Below are 22,521 nucleotides of genomic sequence, written 5' to 3' on the forward strand. Positions count from 1 at the left end.
CTCCACAGCGACACCGCAGTCGGTTTCGCGCTCGCGGAGCCCACGGATGGCGCGGCCCCGTTCTCACCCAGATGGCGCAGGCGACTTCAAGACGACCGCGGTGCCCTGGGGGGCGACACAGAGGTCGATCCGCCAGGGTTGAACTCGCCCGTGCCGGTGGCCAGCAGCCCGGTCCCTTCGCCGAGCGGAACGCCCCGCAGCCCGATGTCGGGTTCCACCGGGCCGACGACGAGGTATCAGGACCCGAAAACAAGGACAAATTAGGGCGTTTCTTCCCCCAGTCCAGGTCACCGTTCGCGCACAGGACCAAGGCACGAAGACTACGGGCGCGTTACTCTTCTCTCATTACAGGCTTTTAGCAATGCGACAATCAGAGTTCCCGCTGTACGCCTGTCGGATGGCCAAGGTCTGCGAGAACTGGCAGACGGCAGTCCAGGATCAGGCGTACCACCACCAGTGACCGGGCGATGTACCAGCTGGAATCATCTCCTCTGGCAGGGCATCACTCTGCGAGAGAGCATCCCGAAGTTCTTCATCGATGTCGTCGATCTCTTCCATGTCCAGAAGTGACATGGTGGCGCTGCCCAGATAATCCTCGGACAGCGTAGCGAGCATCGAACGGTAGAGGCATGCACCAAACCTTGAATCTGCGCGGACGGCAAGCGCGCGCGACTCCGTCGCGGAGACGAAGGCAGCGAGCCGATGGCGACGTCCAGCCGCCAGTTCGATCAGACGTTCCCGCTCTTCCTGGCCGCCATATGGACCGGAGTTCGTCAGTGAGGCGGCCAGAAGCATCAGCAGGGCCCGGTCGATGGGGGCGTCATTCGCCAGATCCGCGAGGCCCTGTTCGTAATAGGCGGCAGGCGAGCCGGCAAAAGCAAGCGTTCGCACGTTCTGCACTGTCCGCGGCCAACCAAACGAATCAAGCCACATTTCACCGGCCCCAGTGATCCTGAGTACGGCCTCCAGCGTGATGGTGGTCCCCGCCGCCTCGGACGCCGGCCGATGAAAGACCAGCTGTGTCGCCGTCGCGCGCTGGAGGTCGCCTTCGGCGACGGTTCGCGAGGCGGCCAGATGGTAGGCGGTGATGGCCGAGCCGGAACGTTCCGCGACAGGGAGTTCATCGATCCGGCGGAGGGACATCGTCGCGGCTTCCGTCGGCGACTCGAAGCAGAGTATCCCGGCAGAGGCCCGAGCGACCGATACGTGACTCTCCGGCGCCCTCGGATCCACGCCGACAGGCGACCGCCCGAGGTTGCGGATCTCTGCGATGTCCTCGTCCAGCTTGACCTGGACCAGGCGAGGATCGGCGGCCAGCCGATCGGCGGCCAGCCGATCGGCGTCTCGTTCCGGCGGCATACCTGTCATCACCCATAGGTTTCGAACATGTAGAGGTCTCTTCCGCTCAACCTTAGCCGCCGCTCCTCATCGCTCATATCAGTCCGCTTCGGAGCGCTCCACCACCAGTGTGTGGGCGGCAGGTTCGGAGGCACGTACTTGGCGTCGACGGGCGGTGCGTCCTCAGCCGTGTCCTGCAGGTCCTCATCTATCCCGGCCAGATCTGCACGCCGCTCTTCGTCAATCAGGTTCCACTCTGCGAAATCCTCGAGCAGGATTTGCAGTGCGGAACGCGCCAGCGCCGCATGCGCGAATCCGTCATAGCGACCTTCGGCCGCAAAGGACGCCGCGTCCTCGATATAGTTGTCCAGGTTTCTTGGATTGTTTCCGTTCTGCAATCCCTCAGCCACTCGCCTTTTGAAGGCGTGAAGCCTGGCGCGCTGAAGTCCATAGTCGGAACCACACAAGGATCTGAGAACGAGAAGTTCACCCAACGCCTCGGCGAGTTGGTCTTCCGTGCCTGCGGCTGATTCCTCGATGGAATCGACTACCTGCTTGCACAGCCGGTCCGCCGACGGCGTACGTTCGGTGAAATCGATCATCTACCGCACCGCCTTGGGTTCACCGTAGGTAGCGAGCACAGTCTCCCCGTTGGGCTTGACGTAGACGACGGCCTCCACGGTGCGTGGATTGCCGTCGGCTCCGATTACTTCGCGGTGGAACACCATCTGGCGGCTACCGGAAGAGGATAGTTCGTCCTTCACTAGAGCACCCTGGCCAATGGTGCGTTCGGCGCTCTTGAGATAGTCGTCCACCACATGACCGGACTGCGCGCTGACACCAACCTCATGGTAGTGCTTACGCGCATGGTACGCGGCGGAGGTGTCACTGCCCATGCCGATGTCGTCTGCATGCGCTCGCACGCTCTGTTCGAGGCTTCGGCCGGTCAGTTCTGGGTCGAGGGTGGCGTGCGTGTGCGGTCGGGCCCGCCGCGCGGCCGCGACATCGTTGTTCAGGTGACTGTTGAGGTCCTCGTTCAGCACCCACTCAGCTGCGGCCAATGCTCTGCTCTGGCCCTTGTGCGTTTCGCCTCGCGGGTCGTGCTCCTTCAGGTAACGGCGGTACTCGTCGTAGCGGGCTTTGAAGTACTCGTAACGGTGGGCGAACTCCCGGGGGTCAGCGGCACCGTCCATTGCGAACCTGACCGCTGCCGGATGCAGCGTGTCCTTGACCTTGCTGCTGAAGCCTTGCGCGATGGCGGAGGCGAGACGCTGCCAGTCAGCGCCCTCCCGAGGCTCCGGGCCACGAAGGCGAGCGATGTCATCGTCGGATAGTCCACCGTCTCGCAGGGCCGCTTCGAGGCGATCAGCCCGATCGAGCTTCGCAGCGACTTCTGGGTCTGGAGAGTCGCCGTCCGAAGAATTGTTCTCGCCATGTCCAGCGCCGTCTCGCCCAGGCTGATGTGGCCCCTGCCCGCCCGCACCGGCGTCACCCTCGTCATGTTTGGAGGGTGTTTGGTCGTCAGTGTCGTGTTGATTGCGGCGATCAGCCTGTGCGTCGTCCTTCCCGGGGCCTGATTTCTCCCGCGGATCGGCGGGCCGCTCGTTCGGCGCCGATTCCGGCTCACGGCCTCCCTGCGGCTCCCGGCTCCCTGAATCCCGCCTCGTTCCCGCAACGTCGTCCTGGCTTCCACCGTTCTTAGACTGCGTTCCCTGATCGGGTTCGTCTGCACTGCCCCGGCTACGAGGCCGTCGGGCGTCGGGTACTTCTCTGATGTCTTTGGGACCTTCGGCTCCATGATGAAGGTCGTCCAAGCGACGTTTCAGATCCCCGACTGTGGGCGCAGGCTTATGCGGGTTTAGCCTGGTTGCTCCCCCGTCCTCCGGTGAGTGAGGACGCTCATCGGCGGCGGGCCGGCGAGCAGCAGGGGAATCTTCGGGAAGATGAAAGCGGATTGAGGCGGGATCGATTACTTGGGGGGCCTTGGTGCCGCGGAGGGAATCCAGTTTTGTCTGGATGCCGGTGATGATGTTGCGGCCGACGTTGGCCAGGCCGGTGAATCCGGGGATGTGACCGGCGGCTCGGGCGGCGGCGCCGCCCTTGCCGAGCTCGCCGGCCTTGAGGAGCTTGGTGATCGGACCGAGGGTGGCGACGTTGACGGCGGTGGCGCCAAAAGCGCCGGCGTGGTTGCCCTTGGCGTGTTCGTCCCAGCCGACGAAGTCCTTGCCGAGGGCCTTCCACGCCTCCAGACCTTCCTTGGCCCTACCGTCGCCTCTGATGGCGGACGCGGCCAGAATGACGGGGCTGGAGCCGTAACCGAGTTTGAGCAGGCCGTCCCAAGAGGCGAGGAACGTTTCCGTGTTGGTGAAGTCGACCAGGGAGAAGGTGCCGGTGACCAGGCCCCAGGCCGCCTTGCCCGCGCCTTTGGCGAAGCGTTCCCACCAGGGGTCCGGCTCCTTGACGGTCGACCCCCAAGGGACACGGGCGCCGTCAGGAAGGCGGGCCCAGCCGTACCGCTGGTAGCCCGGCGGGAGTTTGCCGTGGTCGTCACCGAACTCGCCGGGGACGTAATGCGGGCCGCCGGTGAGGGCGTTGATTTTGTTGGCGCAGTCGCGTTCGGCGCGCTGGAACGCGGTGACGCCCCAGGCGTTCATCCGGTTGATCAGGCTGTTGTAGCGATCCCGGGTGGCGTCGTCCTCCATGGCGTCCGGGTCGCCCATGACGTCGCCGTTGAAATCGGCGATGTCGGCCTTGAGAATGGTCAGCTGCTGCTGGATCTTGGCGACCTCGGCGGCGAAGGCCTCCAGTGCCGACACGACGGTGGCCGTCTGGCTGCCGACCGTGTCGCCCTCCGCCTGCACGGGGCCCATGGCGGCCAGGACCTTCTCGGCTTCGGGGGCCGTGTAGAACTGCCTGAGGCCGCCTTTCGTCCAGACGCTGTTGACGCGCCGCCCGGTCTCCTGAATTCCGGCTCCGGCCTTCTTGAGGCCCGCCGCCGCCTGCTGCACTTTTTCGGCGACCCCGGAGAAGTCCGGCAGGCCGCTCATGTCGATGCTGGTCACTTGTGCTTGTACAGGCCGTTCGGACCCGGCGCCTCGATCGCGGCGCGTTGCGCGGCGGCCGCCCTGCGCGCGTAACGGCGGGCGCGTTCGCCCATCTCGTGGTCAGCGGCCACGTAGTACGAGGTGGCCTCGGAGGTCTTCGTCACGGCACGGTTGATGCGGCTCTCCATGCCGTTCACCCGGGTCCTCGCCTGCGTGCCGAACCGCAGCAGCGCCGCGCTGACGATCTCGCTGCGGCAGGCGGTCCCGGCTTCCTTGAGGTGGGTGAAGAACGCCTTGTCGTGTTTCCACAGCGGCTGCGACGCGGCCGCCGCCCTTCTGAGCTCCCCAAGTACGCCACCGTCATCGATGCCGTAGCTGGTCATGCGACCACGCCTCCCCGTCGGCGTCGGATAGATCAGGACACAATGGCCAATTGGAAGTTATCTATCCTGACGGACACTTTGCCCGCGGTGATTGTCACGATCAAGTAACGGCCGAATCTAGGGGCGTCTTTATGGTCGTCCAAAATTCGGCCGTGGTCGTGTGACGTCGTACGCTGCGTCGCGACCCGGCGGGCTTTGCGAGGAGGTTCTGTGGAGAGCGGCCACCAGAGGTGGTGCGGGTGACATACGACGTCATCGCGTTGACACAGCAGATGCCCGACGTGCGGACCCTGCTGGACGGGCTGAGCGCCGCGGGGGAGGACCTGCGGGTCGACGTTCCTGAGCACGGAGGCGTCATCCAGCTGTTCGACGACGAGGGCGGGCCGCTGCTGTCGGTCGAGGCGCCCGTGCTCGTCCAGGTGGCAGGCGAGGCGGAGCGGCTGCTCGGCCCGTCAGCCGCAGGACTGCGGCCGCCGCTGTGGTGGGTGGAGGCTCGCGCGGCGGAACGGCAGGGCGCGCCCGAGCTGGCCCGCGTCTTCGCCGACGCCCTGGTCAACAAGCTCGGGGGCGTGGTCTGGGTCGCGGAGGACCAGCCGTGAGCCGTCCGCATCCGGCCATCGACCTGGTCACCGACGCGGCCGCGATCGTCATGCAGAAGCGTCCGGTGGTGCCGCTGTCGACATGGCTCGTCGACGCCATTTCGGTCGTCAGCGAGGCGCAAATGCCGTTGCAGCTCGTCACGCCGCACACGGCCCGGCTGACGATGCCCCTGTACGAGACGTTGCAGCCGCCGTACTTCCGATGGGTCGTTGGGCACCCGTCCGGCTTCTACGACGGCGGCACCGGGGAGCGGCTGCGGTTCGACGGCTCCGCGTTCGTCCCCGAGGATCCGCCCGGCGTCGCCGACCCCTACGCGGTCGTTCCAGTGGGCGTGGACGGGGCCCAGTTGATGCTGGACTTCCGCGTACGGCATCCAGCGGTGGACAACGCTCGGCTGGGGGGCGCCACGGAACTTTGCTACGAGATGCTCATCGGACACAGACCGTCTGGGTGGGGCACGAGCGAGCCCCTCGCACAGGCGTGGAACCCCGAGCACATCACCGATCTGTGTCGCGGCCGGGCCCCACAGAGCACGCGGTTCTTCCATACAGGGCCGAGTGGGGTCCCGGCCATCGGAGTCACGCGCGTGAGTCGTAATACAGAAGGCATCGACGAAGCGGTCACGCTCCACCTGGGATACGGGCCGGTGCAGGCCCTACCTTTGGCCGTCCTAGCGGACGTCGTTGAACGGCTCGTCACCGACCACGGCCTTGTGGACTTCCAGGCTCACGCCCGTCCGGGACGTCCTGACCTAACGGCGGTCCCCAACGACACGGGCACCGCAGCCCCGATCGGCATGGCGTTGGGCTCGGACGCCGTACGCGAGATCGGCAGTGAACGCGCCTTCGCTCCCCCTGGGATCACCGCGCGACAGCTGGGCCACGCCCGCTTCCCCGGCGCCTGGTACCAGATCGGCGACGGAGACGACACGAACGCCTGGACGACCTGGCGCCGGCTCTTCGAACACCTGGCCCCAGGCCTCAACAACCAGGACGCGCCCAGACCTGGTGACCGACGGCAGCAGGGGACGTCCGAGGAACAGAGTGTCTCGGACGCACCAACACTCGAAGAAGGCGTCTGGAGAAGACGACCACCTCGAAGCGGGTAAGGCTTCCGTGAGCCGATGTGTCGTTCACCAGCAGACGCTGCCCACGGACAAGGACACGCGCACCTCGGGTCATACTTCCCTCCACCGCGACCCACGGACCCGCGCCAGTAGCACGCCGCGACTGTGCTCCTGCTGCTCCAACGGGTCGGCCCTGATGGCGCCACCCCCAATGCTCTGGTGTCCTCTCCCACGCCCCATGCCTGAAATGCAGGGCCAGTGCTCTCCGCAGTGCCGAGGAAGGCGGCCGTGCGCCTACACGTGACCGTGCGCACGCACGGCGTGGATCACTCCAGGACGTGGGCGGGCGCTCCTCGGCGATCGAGACGCCGCCGCCTGATTCCCGCGGCGACGGGCACGTCACATCACATGGATCGCCTTCGGATGGAGGCGCATTCCTCCTCTACCGCCCTTCTGAGGTTGGCGGAGAGTCCGGAGGAACCTGCGATCCTGTCAAGATATGGCACTGACCTTTCCCTGCCCACGGCCCCCATCACTTCGATGAGGTGGCCACCGAAATTACCCACCTGAGGGGCGTACACGGCCGCGAGCTCGAAGAACTTGAGAAGCAGCGGGTGATCGGGCTGCTCACCAAATATCTCGTCAAGCCAGTCGATGACGGTGATGGCAGCCATCTCGACTCTGCCGTTGCACCACATCCAGGCGACTGCGTGGATGAACTCTTTCGGCGGTTCCCGCCAGGAGCGGTCGATCCAGGAAGGGTCGAATCCATGAGCCCAGGACTGGAAATTCTGCCACGTCATGGCACTTAGCAGAGGCATTGCGGCGACAAGTTCGTGACTCCAGCCTATCCAGTAGGCGTTGACCAGTTCAGGCATTTCGTCTTCAGCTTTTGCGACCTCCCCCGCATGATTCGCCTTGAACCGAAGCAAAGCGGAAAGTGACCGCAGAGCGGCCTCAACATCCTCCTGGCGGGCGGAAAGTTCCCGGACATGCCCACCATCGAGATCGACGATGTTCCAGGGCGCGGCGACCTCTGCCAGTTCAGCGGCTACCAGCTCATCGGCGCCGCCCTGCTCAGTCTTCGACATACCTCAGCGCCTCTTCGATGGTCCGCATTGTGGTTACTCAAGCATCGCTGACGGGGCGGTTCTCGCGGTTTCGAATTCCCGCGCGGGATGACCCCAGCAGGTCACGGCACTCGTTCCTCCACTCGGCCTTGTCCGCGACCAGCCGCCCGGAGTTCATCGGGTGCCGTGACGGGAGGTCTGCGACGGCAACAGGTGGCCGCTCATCTGTACCGGGATCCGGCTGGCGTCTCGTTCGTACGCCGCGTCGCCACGCGGCAGGCGGGCAGACGAGTTCTTGCCGGGAGCCGCCGCGGGCGGGCACTGGGCCGCCGCTGCATCCGAGCGCATCCTCGCCCGTATGGCTTGTTGCGCAAGGCGGACCACCGTCTCAGGAACCGAGCATGTGAGTTTCGACCGTGCTACTGACGCGCCCGTTCCTTCAGTGCCTCCAGGCTGGGTGCCTGCTGCTCCCGAGCGTCGGCCTTGATGGTGCCGCCGCGCGGATCCTCCGGCGCGCCCTTCCACTTGCGCAGCGCCTGAAGCGGGGTCAGCCCCTCGTTGGCCGCCTCCCGCAGCCGGGGGACCCAAACACCACCGGCGTTGATGCCGTCGTCACCCGCAGACGCGCGCTCCACGTAGTAGGCGGCGTCGTCGGTGACGGATGCCCACAGATACCCCAGAACGACATCCCCCCGCGTCACCGGCAGATACCTGACCGCCGCCTCGGTCAATGCCGGGTAGTCGGTCTCAGGCAGCTGCATCGGCGCCAGCGGGCCCCAGCCCTTCGACCGGTCCATCGGTGTACCGTCCGGCCAGGCTTGCACCTGCGTCTCAACGAGGAAGTCCTGGAGCGGATCCACCCAGCCGGGATTGGCCAGTTCCTTCAGTTCGGAGAGAGTCTCGGCCTCCCGTTCCGGAGCATCCGCGGTGATCCCGCCGCCCTCCGGATCCTCCGGGGCACCCTTCCATTTCCGCAGCGCCCCCAGAGGAGTGGCCCCCTCCGTGGCTGCCGCCCGCAAACGCTTTGACCACACGAGAGGAGCCCGGAAGGCGGCCTCGGGACCATCAACCCGGCGGACGAAACTCGCCGCGTGCCCGTCCACCGCGGCCCACAGGTAACCGATCACCTCACCATGGAGGGTGACCGGGACATAGCGAACCGCCCCTCGGGTGCTGCTCTCATATCTCGCGCGCCCTGCCATCACCGACCTTCTTCGTCAATTCAACCTGCACCTGGCCATTCGAGTTGAAGCTCGTACGCGTACGCTTCCTGGCCACGTCTGGCGCGAGACGACAGGAGCACTCAATGCGGAAGCAGCTGCCCTCCCCGGTCGACCTCACAAACTACCTGTTCCAGGCCGCGCGTACCCAGAACTGCGATCGTCGGACGGTACTCTGCCGGGAGGACTGGAGCCCTCCCGGAGGTCAGAGCATTGCCAACCGGTATCAGTCGCCCCAGACCCGAATCGCCTTCGACTCCTGAGGTGCTCAGACTGAGCGTTTTTCGTGCTCCAGCCGAATTCTTAGGATGTGAATCTCCTGCGCAGCGAGGCGATTTCATCCTCAGCAACCTCTCTGAGATTGCCGGAGGTCACCGGCGCGTTGACCACTCGATCAAGGTAGGGAATTGCCTTATCCTTGCCTGCTCGCCCCATCATTCCGACGAGGCGAGCACCGAACTTCCCCGCCCTCGGGGTGTAAACGGCGGCCAGGTCAAGAAATTCAGGAAGTAGCGGATCGCCGGGATGGGCGCGAAAGAACTGGATCAGCCAGTTGATAGCCGCGACAGCGGCAGACTCCACCTTGCTGCTGCACCATATCCAGGCCACCGCCTGGATAAATTCCGGAGGCGGTTCCTGCCAGGATCGATCGATCCAGGAAGGGTCAAAATCAGCTGCCCAGGAGTCGAATGCATGCCATGTCATGTCACTCAGTAGAGGCATCGCGGTGACGAGTTCGTCCTGCCAGCCTATCCAATAGGCGTTGGCCAGGTCAGGCATCCCTTCCTTGGCCTTGGCAATGTCCTCGCCATGATTCGCCATGAATTGAAGCAACGCGGAGACTGACCGCAGGGTGGCCTTGACACTTTCCGGATCTTCGAAGAGGGGTCTGGCGCCTCTGGCTGCCGGATCGACAATGTTCCAAGGCTGGGACACCCCCGCCAACTCAGATGCGATGAGCCCGTCAGTCGATTTCCGCTCAGTCTCCGACATATCTCAGTGCCTCTTCAAGGGTCCGCATCTCTGGTTGACCAAAGAATTCACTAGTGCGGCGACCGGGGTTCTCCCGCTTCCATGCGAAATATCGTCGTGCCACTTTCTGGTGGAACTTCGCCAACTCCCCCGGCGAGAAGGTGCGCTCGCCAATTGTCAAGGAGACGCCGGCATCGACCAGTCGTTGCTCGTTGCGGTGCCGGCCCCTCCACCACCGGACTGGTTCCGGCATCGGAGGGAGTGCCTTCACCATCACGAGGCGCCGGAATGCTCTCCTCTCCGTCCTTTTCGGCGGTTCCCCATGGCGGGGTGGTGGGCCGTGGAGTGGCGGTGCAGCGTGGGGCGGGCGGACGCCCCCCGTAGGTGGCGTAGATGGCACTGGCGCACTGCTGCTCCGCCGCCGACAACACCGCTACCTGGGCCTGGACATCACCCAGGATCCGGTTGTTCTCCTTGGTCAGGTCCTCGTTCTTGGTCCAGTCGTCACCCTCGGCCTTGACCTTGGCCTCCAGCGCGGTGGCCTCGCCGTGCAGGGCCCGCAACTTGGCCTTGATGGGGCTCACGGCATCGGCGTACTGCTCCAGCGCGAACGCCACCTTGCGCAACCGGCCGGCGAAGTCGGCAGTGCCGGTCAGCACGGGGAGAGCCGCCTGGCGCAGCTGCTCGGCCTCCGGGGCGGTGTACACCCGCGGGTTCAAGCCGTTCATCCAGGCAAGGTGCACGTTGGAGCCGGTGGTGCTGATGGAGAACGCGGCGTTACGCAACCGGGCCGCCTCGCCGTACACCTGGGCGGTGTTCAGCTTGGCGATCAACGCCGCGATACCGGCGGCATTGATCACCTGCGCCGCCCCTTCCGCAACAGATCCTCCGGACGCGGCGCCCTCAACGCCGTCCGATGCGCCCGCTCGGCCATCTCCCGATCACCGGCCAGATACGCGTTCGTCGCCAGCGTGACCCCACGGATGCAGTTCGACGTACGCCGCGCCAGCAACAGCAACGTGTACAAGTGATGCTGACCGAACCCCAGCAACGCCGCAGTGATCACCTCGCTGCCCGACGCCTTACCTGCGGCCTCCATCGCATCGGCGTAGGCCTTGGCCTGCTTCTCCAAGGGCTCGACCGCCGCGATGGTCTTCGCGATCGTGCTGCGCACCCCGCCGAGATTGATGTCCCATCCCCGTAGAGTCACCCGAACCCCCGCACGGCCGACAACATCGTTGATCAAGAGTAAAGACGACATGCAAGGAAGAGAAGTTCATAGTCTCGTGTGTTGCCGTCAGCGCATGGGGCTTGCTTATGATGCCGTGGGGGGATTTGCCCGGAATCTTGCCGGACGAAAGCCGGCCGGTGGAGGCGCTGGACGATTCCGCGCGCGGGACGACTCCTTTGCGATGATTCCGGTCAGCATGTCCAAACACTCGTTCATCTGCTCGGTCTCGTCGGCGAGCATCTGTGCGAGTTCGTCGGGCGTCCTGATCACGAGTTCTTCGGGCTCCGTGGACTCGATGTCGTCTTCGGCGGGCCGCGGCTCGTCCACTTGGCCGGATCCGGTCTCGTCGTCGTGGGGCAACTCGAACTTCACGTCCCACCTCCAGGGTGTGTCGCACTATCGGCAGATCGTTCAGGGCCTTGGATATCAGCGCGAAAGTGTCAGTGGTCGTCGTTAGGCTCGCCTCGATGATTCACGACGAACCGGCATCTGTTCACCCACGCGGGCGGATCACCGGCCCCACCTGGTGCGACTCAGAAAGGGACGAGACGCGGTGAGCAAGGACATGGTCGCGCTGCTGAAGACGGCACCGGACGAGGAGTCCGTCGAGGCCGCGCTGGCGGCGGCCGGGCCGGAAGTCTGGGTGTCCGACGTCGGGGATGGTGGTGCTCTGAAGATCTCGGACCGCGAGGGCGGCCAGGTGGTGGCGCTCGTCGAGGCGCCGATCCTGGTCCAGGTGCCCGGTGAGCTGGAGCGGCTGCTGGGGCCGGAGGTGGCGCACCTGGAGCCGCCGATCTGGTGGGTCGAGGTGCACGCCTCCGAGGAGGTGGAGAACGCCGAGGTGCCCGCCCTGCGGTTCGCCGCCGAACTGTCGCTCCGGCTGGACGGCGAGGTCTGGCTCGACGATCCCGCCTACGCCGACAGGGCCGGGTTGAGGAGCCGGTGATGGAACATCCAGCGGTCGACCTGTGCACCGACCTGACCGGGCTGCTGATCGTTAACCGGCCGGTCGTATCGCTGTCGGTGCGGATGGCGGAGGCGTTGCGCTTCTGCGCCGAAACAGAACGCCAGCTGGTGATCGCCGGTCACGCCGGAGGCCGGCTGACCTTGCCGCTCAGGCTGATGTTGGGCCCGGCGGCCCGGTGGGCGGTCAAGGACTCCGACGGCGTCTACTACGACGGGTTGAACGGCGCCGTCCTGCGATGGGACGGTGCCGCCTTCGTCCCGCAGATCGAGGGGACCGAGGCGGTCGTCCACCCGCGGTTCCCCTCCGGCCCGCCGCCGGAAGGACTCCAGCTGCTGGTGACAGCCACCGTACGGCACCCCGCGACGGAGGGGTTGGTGCTCGGGGAAGTGACCGAAATCCTGCATCGCGAGCTGACCGGAAGTGGTCCGCAGGGATGGGGCACCTGCGAGCCCGCCGCCATTCCGTGGCACAAGGACGCGCTGACCGCGCTGTGCCGTGAGCGTTCGCCGGAGCCGACCCGGCTCGTCTGCGTAGGCGACAGCCGGGCCGACCGCCGGGCGATCGGCACGCTGGAGGTCGACCGGGCCGAGTCGGGAGTCGAGGAGACCACCACCGTTGCGGTGGGCCTCCGACCGGACGATTCCCTCCCCGACCTGGCCGAGTTGGCCGACCGGATCGGTTCGCACTTCGGTCTGGCCTCGATGACGGCACAGGCCGTGCCCGGTCGGCGTGACCTGACGACGGAGCCTCGGTTCAACGGTCTGCCCGCACCTGTGGGAGTGGCGGTGACGGCCGAGGCGATGAGACAGACCCCTGCGAACGGCACGTTGGACGTCACGGGTATGCGAGTGCGTCATTTCGACACGGGCGGCGCCTGGTACGGGGTGGGCGAGGGGCGCAACCCCGAGGACTGGGCGAAGTTCCAGGCCGTAATGGCGCATTTCGGTCCCGCAGAGCAGTCGTGATCATGATGCGATGCCCGGGAAGGGAGATCGAACCGGGGTCATCCCACATTGGCACGGCGCCTTCAGGGAGCGATGTGCGAGCTCCCAGGGAGCATCGGCATGCGGAGTCAATGGGTCTTTTGTCTCCGACGTCCACTATGGAACCATGACCATGATGATCGAATCTCATTGGTAGTGACGGAATGGCGGACTGACTGACAAGAGGGGTGTCACGTGGGGCGATGGGATTACGGCCAGGAGACCCTGGTCACCCTGGCAAAGAACACCGGCGGCTCCACCCAGGAGCTCGCGACGCTGGTCAAGCAGCTGATCGCCGCGGCCGAACCGCTCGCGGGGCGGTTCGACGGCGCGGGAAAGGCGGCCTTCGACTCGTTCAAGGCCCGGTCCGACCAGATCATCGCCGACCTGACCACCGGGCTGGGCTCGGTGAACCAGGGACAGATCGGCATGGAGAAGGCCTTCGTCACCGGGGACGAGACGATGGCCTCCGACGCCCAGCGGAACATGGCCGCCGCCAACTTCGACGCCGCCAAGTTCCGCACCGGATCCTGACGGAGGGGAGCACGTCATGGGTGCACGCCGAGCGTACGACACGGGGGCCTCGCAGGAGGCGCAGGGCAACATCCACGCGGTCATCGCCCGCCTGGAGGCGCTGATCGGACAGCACGACGGCGACGTCAAGACCGCGCTGTCGGACTTCGAGGCCACCGGGGTGTCGGCCGAGTACGCCGCCAAGGAGGCCAAGTGGCAGCAGGCGGCCAACGAGACCCGCGAGATCATCCGCCTGGTGAAGGCGACCCTGGCCTCCAACGACCAGACCGCCCAGACCGCGCTCAGCAAGGCCAGCGCAGCCGTAGCCGCCATCTGACCTCGGGGACACCAGTCACGCCGGGCGCAGCGGGCCTGCCGACGTCGAACGGTCCGCATCGCCGTACTCCCGGTCTTCGCGCGGACGAGCCATCCCGGATGGTCAGAACGTCGCACTGGGTGCGGCCGAACCGTCGTGGTCAACAGTTCCGCATCGCCGTACCCCCGGCCGTGGCGCGGACGAGCCGTCCGGCATGGGCAGGACGTCGCACCGGGCGCGGCGGGGCCGTCGTGGTCAACAGTTTTGCCGTCGCTGCGTCGCCGACCTTTCCGCGGACGAGTCGTCCGGCATGGGCAGAACGTCGCACCGGGCGCGGCCGAGCCGTCGTGGTCAACGGTTTCGCGTCGCTGCGTTGCCGGTCTTGGCTTGGGGGAGTGATCCGGCGTGGTCGGGCTGTTGCGCTGGGGGCGGCGGGGCCGTTTCGACGTCGCCGGTTTCGGGGCGTCGGGGTCGGTGGGTGTTGGTGCGGGGAATCGGGGGCGTGGTCGAGGAGTCGTGCGGGCGGCGGCGGGTCTTCCGCGTTGGGCCGTTTGGGCGGGCCGGGTGGGCAGCGCGTCGCGCCGATGGGGCGGTCGGGCGGGGCTCGAGGCGGCCAGGTCTTCCGTGTCGTTCAGTGGTCGGTGTCTGGCTCGGGTGTGGGGTGTTTGGCGCTACCTCGGGCAGTCGGTGCGAGCGGGTCGTTCGGGCGGGGCGGGCCGTCAGCGAAGCGGCGGGTCGGTGGTTCGGTGGACGTTCGGAGCGGGCGCGTCGGCCGGTGGTCGAGGTGTGGCGGGCCTACCTGCCGTGGGTGTTTGGCTCGGTCGGTGGCCTCGGGGGCGTTGGTCTTGGCACCAGTTCGTCGGTCGCCGGTGGATTGACGGTGGGTGTTGATAGGAATCAGGTGTCGGGTTGCCGGGGGCGTCGTTGGAGGGCGTCTGTGGGGCGTCTTGTGGGGGCGTGTCCCTGGTAGTCAGACGGCGGCCGTCGTTCGGGCGGCGGTCGTTCGATAGGAGTGGGAGGAGGTGTCGGTGGCTCGCGATTACGACACGCAACTGCTGGAGTCGGTCGCCGTGCGCCGCCGGCGCCTGCGGGACGCGGTGCTGTTCGGGCCGCAGCGGGCGCGGCGGACGTTCGACGAGAGCCTGATGAAGGTCGTCGTCGGGTTGTGCGTCGCGGCCGTCGTGTGCGCCGGGATGGTCGGGTGGTCGTTCCTGCAGTCCAAGCTCGCCACCCAGAAGAAGCAGGAGGAGCAGGCCCAGCAGGCGCAGGCTCCTCCGCCGGACGGCGGCGTGGCGCCGGTGCCGGCGAGCTGGGTGGGGGCGAAGGTCACGTTCCCCATGCTCCGGCAGGCGCTGACGCAGGCGAACGTGCACCCCGGTCTGTACGTCCTGCCCGGACAACCCAAACCGCCTCCGGCCAAGACGTCCAGCTACTACGTGGTGGCCCCCAGCGCGAACGGCACGAACGGTTTCTCCGGGGGCGTCGTGGAGTACGACCAGGGCCGCATAGGCGCGCAGTTCGCCTCCGAGGACGAGGCGTGCCGATGGCTGTACGGGGAGCTCGTCCTGCGCGAGACGCCGCCCCGGCGGTTGACTCCCGCAGAGGAGTCCCAGGCGGCGGGGCAGGCCGCCAGGCTGGCGACGGACGCCCAAGCCAAGATCACCACGGCGGGCGGCGCCTCGGCCACCATCCTGCTGACGCAGGGGCAGATCGTCGACGCGTTCGGGCAGGAGAGCGGATCGGTGCTGTTCCCGTACGGGACCCCGTTCGGTCAACGCGGGCTGCCCCCGTCCGCACGGGCCACCGTGGACCCGCAGACGCCCAGCGGCTACCACCGCTACCGCGTGGTCAAACCGTTCCAGCTCACCGCGACCGTCTCAGGGCCGACCGCGACCAGCCAGGGCGGTGGCGTCAGGTTCACCGTCAACGCCGGGCTGTTCCCGCGGCCGCCCGCACTCCCCACCGTCCGGTGGCTGCTGCGCAATGGCTACCTCGAACGCGTCGCCGTGTCGCAAATACCAAAATGAGCACACGGCCGTAGCCGAAGCCGAGACACCGGACGAATCCGCAACCGACCGAGGAAAGGGCACAACACCGTGTGGAGCCGGGTCACCCTGGTCGCCGAGCAACGCAGGGTCGATGCGGTCCTTCCGGCGACCGAGCCGATCGGGGCGCTCATGCCGGACGTGCTGCGCCTGCTCGACGACCATGTCCAGCGTCCCGCGCGTCTGCGGCACCTGATCACGTCCACCGGTGAGGTGCTCGACGGGCAGGCGACGCTCGCCGAACGCGGTGTCCTCGACGGCAGCGTGCTCCGGCTGGTACGGGCGGACGAGCCGCTGCCCGCCCCGGTCGTCCACGACGTGCCCGAGGCGGTCGACGACGCCGTCTCCGACCACCTGTGGCGGTGGAGCCCGCGCGCGGCCCAGTGGACCGCGTCCGCCACCACCGCGGTCCTGGCCGCCGCCGCGGGGCTCGTCCTCAGCGCCAACCCCGGCGGCGACGCGGGGTTCGCGACCGCCGCGACGATGGCCGTCGTCCTGGTCCTCACGGGCCTGGCGGTCGGCGCGCTGGGACGTACCCCGCTCGGCACGGCGGTGACGCTCGGCGGCGGCGCGCTGGCGGGCGTCGCGGTCTGGTCCGCCGCCGGTCTGTACGGCTGGGAGCCCTGGATCCGTTGGGGCGCCCTGGCCCTGCTCCTCGGCCTGCTGCTGGCCGCGCTCGGCGCCACCACTCCCCTGGGACGCGGCGGACTGGTCGGCGGCGGCCTGGTCGTGCTGCTCGCCGCCGTGTGGGGCGCCTGCGCCGGCCTTGACCTGGACGCCGCCCGCACCGGCGCCGTGCTCGCCGTCACCTGCGTGGTGCTGCTCAACGTCATGCTGCGGATCGCGCTGACGCTGTCCGGGCTGACCTCGCTGGACGACCGGCGCAGCGCGGGTTCGGCGGTGCCGCGCGGCGACGTGCTGACGGCCCTGGTCCACACCCACCGCAGTCTGGTCATCGCAACCGTCGCCGTGGCGGTGGCCGCGGTGCTGGCGGGCTGGGCGCCCGCGACGCGGCTCGACGGCTGGACGGCCGCCCTCGCCGTGCTGCTCGCCATCGTCGTCGCCAGCCGCGCCAGGATGTTCCCGCTCGTACCGCAGAAGGCCGCGTTGCTGGCCGCCGCCCTGGCGGTCTGGGTCAACCTGGCCTACCGGTGGGCGGACGATACGCCGTGGGCGGCCGCTCCCGCGCTCGGCATGCTGGCCGCCGCGCTGGCCATCCCGCTGGTCGTCCTGAGCACCGAACAGCCCGAGCACGTCCGGGCCCGCCTGCGCCGGATGACGGCCCGCGCCGAAGCCGTCGCCGCCGTCGCCCTCATCCCGGTGGCCATCGGGACCTTCGGCGTCTACGAACGTCTGCTCGACACCTTCTGACGAGGAGCAGGGTGCCTGACCGCGCACACGACCTGCCGCACGGCGAACCTCTGCTCCGCCGGCTGGGGCGCGAGGCGGCCCGGGCGTTCCGGCCCGCGCACGACCTGGCGAACCTGGCCGAATCCGCGGCGGACGTCCAACGCCCGATCACCACGGGACGCCGGATCGCCGTGGTCGGGATGCGCGGCGGGTCCGGCAAGAGCACACTGTCGGCCCTGCTGGCCCTGGTGTTCGCCAACCACCGTCACGACCGTGTGCTCGCCGTGGACGTCGACCCGGACTGGGGCTCGCTCCCGTTGCGCCTGGGCGTCCGCCACCGGCACGCCCTCGCCGACGTGCAGGCCGCCCTGGCCGGCGCCGGGTCGTTCGAGGACGTCGAACCGTATCTGACGTCCGCGGGCGACCGGCTCTGGGTGCTGCCGGCCAACCGTGGGCACATGGGCGACAGTCCCCTGACCGCGGAGATATACGAGCACAACGCCGTCCCGCTGACCCGCTTCTTCGGCGTGACGATCATCGACTGCGGTTCAGGCATGCGCGGCGAACTGCAGCAGGCCGTACTGGCCGGGGCGCACGCCGTCGTCCTGGCCACCCCCGCCACCCCGGACGGCGCCCGCACGGCGGGCCGAGCCCTCGACCTTGTCGCCGCGTCCGGCCTCGGCCACCTCATCGCCCGCACGGTCGTGGTGTTCACCGTCAAGAGCCCGCACACCCGCAAGACCCTCGACCTGGACGGCGCCGCCGCCATCCTCGCCGACGTCGGCACGGGCGCCGTCCGCCTGGACTACGACCGTCACCTGGCCAGCACGTCCACGCTCGACCCCCGCCGCCTGGCCCACTCCACCCGCACCACCGCCATCCGCATAGCGGCCGAAACCCTGCAGCGCGCCCTCCACCCCACGTCGTTGTGAACGGACGACGCGGTTGCCCCGGCTCCATTCGCCGCGTTGTACGGCAAGGGGCGGCTTGCAAGTGCCGGGCCCCTGTGGTCGGCGTTGGCGCCCAAGCACCCCAGGAGGTTTCCATCAGTGGGCTCGTGAAGGAAACCACCTGCTGCTGGTCGCGGTTTGCTGAAGCCCGTCACACCTCAGGGGAGGAGCAGCCCCCAGTACAAGGCCCATGGGACGAAGCCCGCCGAACCCCTTGAAACTCACGTCGGTGGAGCTCAGACCGGGCGGCGCCGGAACCGCTCCGGCGGTGGACGCCCTGGTCGGCGTCACTGTGAACGCCCTGGCGGGCGCCATGCCCAGCACTCCGAACAGGAGCGCCAGCACAACGGTGATCGCTGTCTTCATGCCGAGGACCGTAGACTACAGAGAGTGCTTTGCAAAGATTTCTCTGTAAACAGTCCTGCGGCAGTAGAGTTCTCCTCATGAAGGACGATGCGGAGCCCGTCACCCTGGACGACCCGGGGAAGCTCAAGGCGCTGAGCCATCCCCTGCGCCGCAGGATCCTGCACCGGCTCCGTCAGCACGGCCCCGCGACGTCGACGACCATCGGCGAGGCGCTCGGCGTCAACACCGGCACCGCGAGCTACCACCTACGGCAACTGGAGAAGTACGGCTTCATCGAAGAGATCGCCGAACGCTCCACCGGCCGCGAGCGCTGGTGGCGCCGCGCCGAGTCCCCACGCGACCTCCGCATGCCGACCCCGGACATGCTCGCCCCCGAGGACCGTCCCGTCCTCGCCGAACTACTGCGCCAAGGCCACGCCGAGGACATGGGGATGTTCGGCAAACTGCCCGAGGCCTACGAACGCAGCCCAGAATGGGCACGCCTCTCACGCGGCTACGGCCACATGACCGAGGAAGACCTGGCCGCCTTCTTCGAGGACTACATCCGCCTCCTGCACCAGTACTGCCGCCGCGGCGAAGACGCACCCCCAGACGCCCGTCCGGTCCACATCCGCCTCTTCACACTCCCCGCCGACGAAGACTGACCCGCCAATACAGCTTCCCGACACCAACGCCCCCGAACGCGCCGACGCACGTCCTCACCGAAACCCGGGTGGCCACCGCGCCCAGTCCGGCAACCGCCATCCACCCCTGCTGACCAAACTCACTGCCCAGCGACGCCACGTCACCCCCGGCGTCCCCTAGCCGGCACCACCGGTCGACCAGCCCGCTACGTGAACAAGTGCGCACCACAACACGCCAGCAAGCCGCGCCACCTTCAAGCCGCGCCGGCTCCACTGGACTCGCCCCACCCCTGGACCGCCTTTCGTCCACGACCGGCGCCACAGGGCCACTCGCCCCCGGGCGCTGGTCGAGGTGCTGTTGCCGGTCCGCCACATGACCCACGAACACAACGTCGCCGGCATCGCTTCTGCCCTGCGGGCCGGGACGCTGACCGCTGATGCGGCCGCGCTGGAGGCCCGCAAAGCGGCTGAGGCCGATCACTCCCGGCCGCGCCCGAAGACGACTCCGAGTCTTCGGCACCGGCGGGCAGGACTCCACCAGCAAGGAAGAGATGCGATGACGACCAACCGCCACCGCGGCTGACCGGACAAGCCGCCGACACGGCGGTGGACACCGCCTGCCGGATGCTGCGCCTGCCGACCATCCGAGCCAAAGAGGCGGCACCTTCGGCGCGGGGAATTACGTGAGCATCGCAGTCGTTGCAGCGCGGGTCAGCAGCAGCCGTGTGAAGGGCTCTTTGTGCGCACTATTCAGATCGATCGGTTCGGCACACCCGACGTTCTCAACCTCGTCGAGGCGCCCCAGCCTGAACCGGGTCCTGGGGATGTACTGATCCGGACCGTTGCGACCAGCATCAATCCCGTCGACGACAAGACGCGGGAAGGAGCCATCGGCGAGGGAACGCCACCGCTGCCGATGACGCTCGGCTGGGACCTGGCCGGCATCGTGGTCGACGGCGGCGGCAGCGGCCTGCGCGCCGGGGAACGCGTCATCGCGATGTCGCATCAACTCAGCACCGCCCGGGGCACCTGGGCCGATCTGGTCGCGCTTCCGGCCCAGGCAGTAGCCGCCGCGCCGCAGGCGGTCAGCCTGATCGAGGCCGCCACCTTGCCACTTCCCGGACTGACGGCCTGGCAGACACTGGACTGGCTTGAGGTATCCGCCGGAGAACACCTGCTGATCGCCGGCGCCGCGGGCGCGGTCGGAGGGTTGGCACTGCAGATCGCCCGAGCACGAGGCGTCAAAGTCGACGCTCTGGTCTCCCGGGACGCGCAGGTCGCCTTCGCCTACGACCACGGCGCCGACCTCGTCACCACTGACCGCCACACTCTTCAAGACCGCAGCTATGACGCGGTCTTCGACACCTTCGGGGCCTTCGTGACCGAGGCGGTGGCCGACGGTGGCCGGTATGCGTCGATCGCCACCCAGGCCGGTCCGGTCCCCGACCTGTCCTCACGCGGTGTCCGTACCACCGTCAACCAAGTGCGTGAGGACGGCGCGGGACTGAACGAGCTCACCAAACTCGTTGACCGCGGCTCACTGCGGCTGCGTGTGGATTCCACCTTCGGCCTTCACGAAATACAAGCCGCACACGAACGCTTCCTCCAAGGCGGCTTGACCGGAAAGATCACCGTGGCCTTCTGAGGCATACCCCTGATCCTCTGGCGCCGGCACTGGGCCGGAGGATCAGGGCTCATTCCGGGATGAGGCGGCTTCCGTCGGAGACCGTCGACCTACAGACCATGGTCGGCACCCAGGCGGGCACGGACGGCCACAAGCGCCCGGTAGATCCCCGCGGCTCCGCCCTGCCTTCAGCGTCGCCCCAACAGGGACGCAAAGACTCGTCCTCCCAGGCGGCCCACGACAACCCGGCGGCGTTCTCCGACCCCAGAGCCAAAGTACCTATGTCTAGGTCACTCTTCGTCCTCGCATAAATGGCTGGCCCGGAGTCGGTTCCGCGATGGGTGGCCGCCAAGAACGCCGCCCTGGACGACTCCGAGTTCGTCCGGCTCTACCTGACCTGCGACCAGGCGCTGGACTGGGCTCCGGACGACCCGCGGCTCCCCGGCCTCGCCGACGCGATCGTCTCCTGGAACGCCCGCCATCCCCGCGACGACCAACCGTCCGAGGGGACGGCCGCGCTGATGAGTTCCAACGCCGTCGCGTCCTCCCCTGCCTGGGCGCGCCTGCTGACTCTGGTGACCACCCGGTCCACCCGTTGACGCACGTGGCGTGAGCGGCGCGGATGCTGGCGCGCCGGAACCGCTTGGGGTTCAGCGTCGACGTGGGCCGTAAACCGCGTCGAGCAGGCCGCGGAGGAACCGCTCAAGGTCGCGCGACCCCATGCGAAGAGGGCGTCCAAGATCGTCTTGTGGAGAACAGCCTGGACACCCTCGTGATCGCACTGTAAGTCAAGATCGACGACGATGCGGGCGGCAACACCCGGTCGCCCGGACGACCGCCCAAACTCAGCCACGCCGCGCTCAACGTCCATCCAGGGGCGCGATGCAGATCCTTCGGCACTGCCAGATCAGCATGACCATGGAGATCTACACGGAGGTTCCGTGAGAGACCACGAGGGCGGCGCTCCAGCGGCCGGAGACCACCTCCGGCGGCCTGCCGATTGGGCGACAGACGGTCCCGGTTCGGCAGCGTAGCCGTACTTCGCTGCTGTACCCGATAGCACAGAGCCCCCTGGCGGTGATCGCTAGGGGGCTCTGACCTGGAGCGCAGCCGGAGGGATTCGAACCCCCAACCTTCTGATCCGTAGTCAGATGCTCTATCCATTGAGCTACGGCTGCCTGGCCGGAGACAACTGTACCGGTTGAGGGGACCAGTCCGCGAATCGGTTACCGAAGTCGCGTGTGGGCGAGGTCGTGGAACCGTTCGGGACGGCGGCGCGCCAAAGGGGGAGTCGAGACACATGAGGCTCACGAGGTCTACGGGCCCGTGGGTCAACCCCCTCTGAAGGAGTACCTCCCATGCGCATGTCAGCCGCCAAGTTCGCCGGCGTCCTGGTCGTCGGTGGCGCGCTGCTCTCCACCACCGCGTGCGGCCTGGTGGGCGGGGAAAAGAAGGCCGCCTGCGACAACATCGAGAGCGAGCTGAAGTCGCTGACGTCCGGCGGAGCGCCGGCCACCTCGGGTTCGGCGGCCGCGAGCAGTGCCCAGAAGTGGAGCGACGCCGCGGCCAAGATCCGGGCCGAGGGGCAGAAGGCGGGCGGCGACGTGGAGTCGGCGGCGACCCGCTTCGCCGGTGACCTGGACAGCACCGCGACCATGCTGCGCAACCTCAGCTCGGGCAACCTGTCGGGCGCCCGGCCGAACACCAGCTCGATGATGCAGAACGCGCAGGACCTCGGTAAGGCGTGCGGGTTCGCCAACACCGGCTTCCGGTTCGGCTGACCACAGGCGCGCCCGTCTCCCGGCGAGGCCGCGGGAGACGGGCGCCGTCCCATGGCCGGATCCGGCTATGCTGTGGAGG

23 protein-coding genes and 1 tRNA gene are annotated in these 22,521 nt (G+C 67.7%); 13 read left to right on the forward strand and 11 right to left on the reverse strand.

Going from position 1 to position 22,521, the window contains the following annotated elements; genetic code table 11:
* Nucleotides 1–438: 438 nt before the first annotated feature.
* Genes ABZ801_RS00700 through ABZ801_RS00715 form a run of 4 tightly spaced genes read right to left on the reverse strand, consistent with a single transcriptional unit; the run spans nucleotide 439 to nucleotide 4,765 of the window.
* A complete protein-coding gene (locus ABZ801_RS00700; RefSeq protein ID WP_360690843.1) occupies nucleotides 439–1,368 on the reverse strand; it encodes a hypothetical protein in 930 nt (309 codons plus the stop codon).
* Entirely contained in the window at nucleotides 1,368–1,940 is a 573-nt protein-coding gene (locus ABZ801_RS00705; RefSeq protein WP_360690846.1) for a hypothetical protein, read from the reverse strand. The genes ABZ801_RS00700 and ABZ801_RS00705 overlap by 1 nt, the downstream gene beginning before the upstream one ends.
* Nucleotides 1,941–4,400: a hypothetical protein gene (locus ABZ801_RS00710; protein ID WP_360690849.1), complete on the reverse strand. Its 2,460-nt coding sequence runs from the start codon at nucleotides 4,398–4,400 to the stop codon at nucleotides 1,941–1,943.
* Nucleotides 4,397–4,765, reverse strand: a complete 369-nt coding sequence (locus ABZ801_RS00715; RefSeq protein WP_360690851.1) for a DUF6507 family protein — start codon at nucleotides 4,763–4,765, stop codon at nucleotides 4,397–4,399. The genes ABZ801_RS00710 and ABZ801_RS00715 overlap by 4 nt, the downstream gene beginning before the upstream one ends.
* Before the next feature lie 239 nt (nucleotides 4,766–5,004).
* On the opposite strand from ABZ801_RS00715, the gene ABZ801_RS00720 reads away from it, so the two are divergent.
* Both ABZ801_RS00720 and ABZ801_RS00725 read left to right on the forward strand, forming a co-directional pair.
* Nucleotides 5,005–5,364: a hypothetical protein gene (locus ABZ801_RS00720; RefSeq protein ID WP_360690854.1), complete on the forward strand. Its 360-nt coding sequence runs from the start codon at nucleotides 5,005–5,007 to the stop codon at nucleotides 5,362–5,364.
* Nucleotides 5,361–6,473, forward strand: coding sequence for a DUF6177 family protein (locus ABZ801_RS00725; protein WP_360690857.1), 1,113 nt, complete (start codon nucleotides 5,361–5,363; stop codon nucleotides 6,471–6,473). The genes ABZ801_RS00720 and ABZ801_RS00725 overlap by 4 nt, the downstream gene beginning before the upstream one ends.
* Nucleotides 6,474–6,835: 362 nt before the next feature.
* Here the strand turns inward: ABZ801_RS00725 and ABZ801_RS00730 are convergent, their stop codons facing one another.
* The 6 genes from ABZ801_RS00730 to ABZ801_RS00755 all read right to left on the reverse strand — a co-directional run bounded on the left by ABZ801_RS00730 (nucleotide 6,836) and on the right by ABZ801_RS00755 (nucleotide 11,296).
* A complete protein-coding gene (locus ABZ801_RS00730; protein WP_360690860.1) occupies nucleotides 6,836–7,522 on the reverse strand; it encodes a hypothetical protein in 687 nt (228 codons plus the stop codon).
* 398 nt (nucleotides 7,523–7,920) lie between these two features.
* The gene (locus tag ABZ801_RS00735; protein WP_360690862.1) at nucleotides 7,921–8,628 is read right to left on the reverse strand and encodes a hypothetical protein; all 708 of its coding nucleotides are present in this window, start codon (nucleotides 8,626–8,628) and stop codon (nucleotides 7,921–7,923) included.
* A 396-nt stretch (nucleotides 8,629–9,024) separates the two neighbouring features.
* Nucleotides 9,025–9,714 (reverse strand): hypothetical protein, encoded by a 690-nt coding sequence (locus ABZ801_RS00740; RefSeq protein WP_360690865.1) that lies wholly within the window; start codon nucleotides 9,712–9,714, stop codon nucleotides 9,025–9,027.
* Nucleotides 9,715–9,764: 50 nt separating this feature from the next.
* Nucleotides 9,765–10,553: a hypothetical protein gene (locus ABZ801_RS00745; RefSeq protein ID WP_360690868.1), complete on the reverse strand. Its 789-nt coding sequence runs from the start codon at nucleotides 10,551–10,553 to the stop codon at nucleotides 9,765–9,767.
* Nucleotides 10,550–10,954 (reverse strand): DUF6507 family protein, encoded by a 405-nt coding sequence (locus ABZ801_RS00750; RefSeq protein ID WP_360690871.1) that lies wholly within the window; start codon nucleotides 10,952–10,954, stop codon nucleotides 10,550–10,552. Before ABZ801_RS00750 ends, ABZ801_RS00745 begins: the two co-directional genes overlap by 4 nt.
* A 54-nt stretch (nucleotides 10,955–11,008) precedes the next feature.
* Nucleotides 11,009–11,296: a hypothetical protein gene (locus ABZ801_RS00755; RefSeq protein WP_360690874.1), complete on the reverse strand. Its 288-nt coding sequence runs from the start codon at nucleotides 11,294–11,296 to the stop codon at nucleotides 11,009–11,011.
* A gap of 181 nt (nucleotides 11,297–11,477) precedes the next feature.
* On the opposite strand from ABZ801_RS00755, the gene ABZ801_RS00760 reads away from it, so the two are divergent.
* The 10 genes from ABZ801_RS00760 to ABZ801_RS00805 all read left to right on the forward strand — a co-directional run bounded on the left by ABZ801_RS00760 (nucleotide 11,478) and on the right by ABZ801_RS00805 (nucleotide 21,260).
* Nucleotides 11,478–11,870: a hypothetical protein gene (locus ABZ801_RS00760; RefSeq protein WP_360690877.1), complete on the forward strand. Its 393-nt coding sequence runs from the start codon at nucleotides 11,478–11,480 to the stop codon at nucleotides 11,868–11,870.
* Nucleotides 11,870–12,856 carry a DUF6177 family protein gene (locus ABZ801_RS00765; protein ID WP_360690880.1) on the forward strand — a complete coding sequence of 329 codons (987 nt, stop codon included), beginning with the start codon at nucleotides 11,870–11,872 and terminating at the stop codon, nucleotides 12,854–12,856. Before ABZ801_RS00760 ends, ABZ801_RS00765 begins: the two co-directional genes overlap by 1 nt.
* Before the next feature lie 213 nt (nucleotides 12,857–13,069).
* Nucleotides 13,070–13,408, forward strand: a complete 339-nt coding sequence (locus tag ABZ801_RS00770; RefSeq protein ID WP_344941313.1) for a hypothetical protein — start codon at nucleotides 13,070–13,072, stop codon at nucleotides 13,406–13,408.
* A gap of 16 nt (nucleotides 13,409–13,424) precedes the next feature.
* Complete coding sequence (locus tag ABZ801_RS00775; protein ID WP_344941317.1) at nucleotides 13,425–13,724, forward strand: pore-forming ESAT-6 family protein; 300 nt, start codon at nucleotides 13,425–13,427, stop codon at nucleotides 13,722–13,724.
* Nucleotides 13,725–14,731: 1,007 nt separating this feature from the next.
* A complete protein-coding gene (locus ABZ801_RS00780; protein WP_360690883.1) occupies nucleotides 14,732–15,730 on the forward strand; it encodes a TNT domain-containing protein in 999 nt (332 codons plus the stop codon).
* 69 nt (nucleotides 15,731–15,799) lie between these two features.
* On the forward strand, nucleotides 15,800–17,119 hold the full coding sequence (gene eccD, locus ABZ801_RS00785) for a type VII secretion integral membrane protein EccD (protein WP_360690886.1): 1,320 nt from the start codon (nucleotides 15,800–15,802) through the stop codon (nucleotides 17,117–17,119).
* Between the two features lie 11 nt (nucleotides 17,120–17,130).
* Complete coding sequence (locus ABZ801_RS00790) at nucleotides 17,131–18,030, forward strand: MinD/ParA family protein (RefSeq protein ID WP_360690889.1); 900 nt, start codon at nucleotides 17,131–17,133, stop codon at nucleotides 18,028–18,030.
* A gap of 461 nt (nucleotides 18,031–18,491) precedes the next feature.
* Nucleotides 18,492–19,058: a winged helix-turn-helix domain-containing protein gene (locus ABZ801_RS00795; protein ID WP_360690892.1), complete on the forward strand. Its 567-nt coding sequence runs from the start codon at nucleotides 18,492–18,494 to the stop codon at nucleotides 19,056–19,058.
* Between the two features lie 718 nt (nucleotides 19,059–19,776).
* The gene (locus ABZ801_RS00800) at nucleotides 19,777–20,682 is read left to right on the forward strand and encodes an NADP-dependent oxidoreductase (protein ID WP_360690895.1); all 906 of its coding nucleotides are present in this window, start codon (nucleotides 19,777–19,779) and stop codon (nucleotides 20,680–20,682) included.
* 290 nt (nucleotides 20,683–20,972) lie between these two features.
* Nucleotides 20,973–21,260, forward strand: coding sequence for a hypothetical protein (locus tag ABZ801_RS00805; RefSeq protein ID WP_360690898.1), 288 nt, complete (start codon nucleotides 20,973–20,975; stop codon nucleotides 21,258–21,260).
* 506 nt (nucleotides 21,261–21,766) lie between these two features.
* Here ABZ801_RS00805 and ABZ801_RS00810 read toward each other — a convergent pair.
* Nucleotides 21,767–21,839, reverse strand: a tRNA-Arg gene (locus tag ABZ801_RS00810).
* 180 nt (nucleotides 21,840–22,019) lie between these two features.
* On the opposite strand from ABZ801_RS00810, the gene ABZ801_RS00815 reads away from it, so the two are divergent.
* Nucleotides 22,020–22,442: a hypothetical protein gene (locus ABZ801_RS00815; RefSeq protein WP_360690901.1), complete on the forward strand. Its 423-nt coding sequence runs from the start codon at nucleotides 22,020–22,022 to the stop codon at nucleotides 22,440–22,442.
* Nucleotides 22,443–22,521 lie beyond the last annotated feature (79 nt).

It is taken from the genome of Actinomadura sp. NPDC047616, from assembly GCF_040642915.1.
Classification (GTDB): Bacteria; Actinomycetota; Actinomycetes; order Streptosporangiales; family Streptosporangiaceae; genus Spirillospora; species Spirillospora miaoliensis.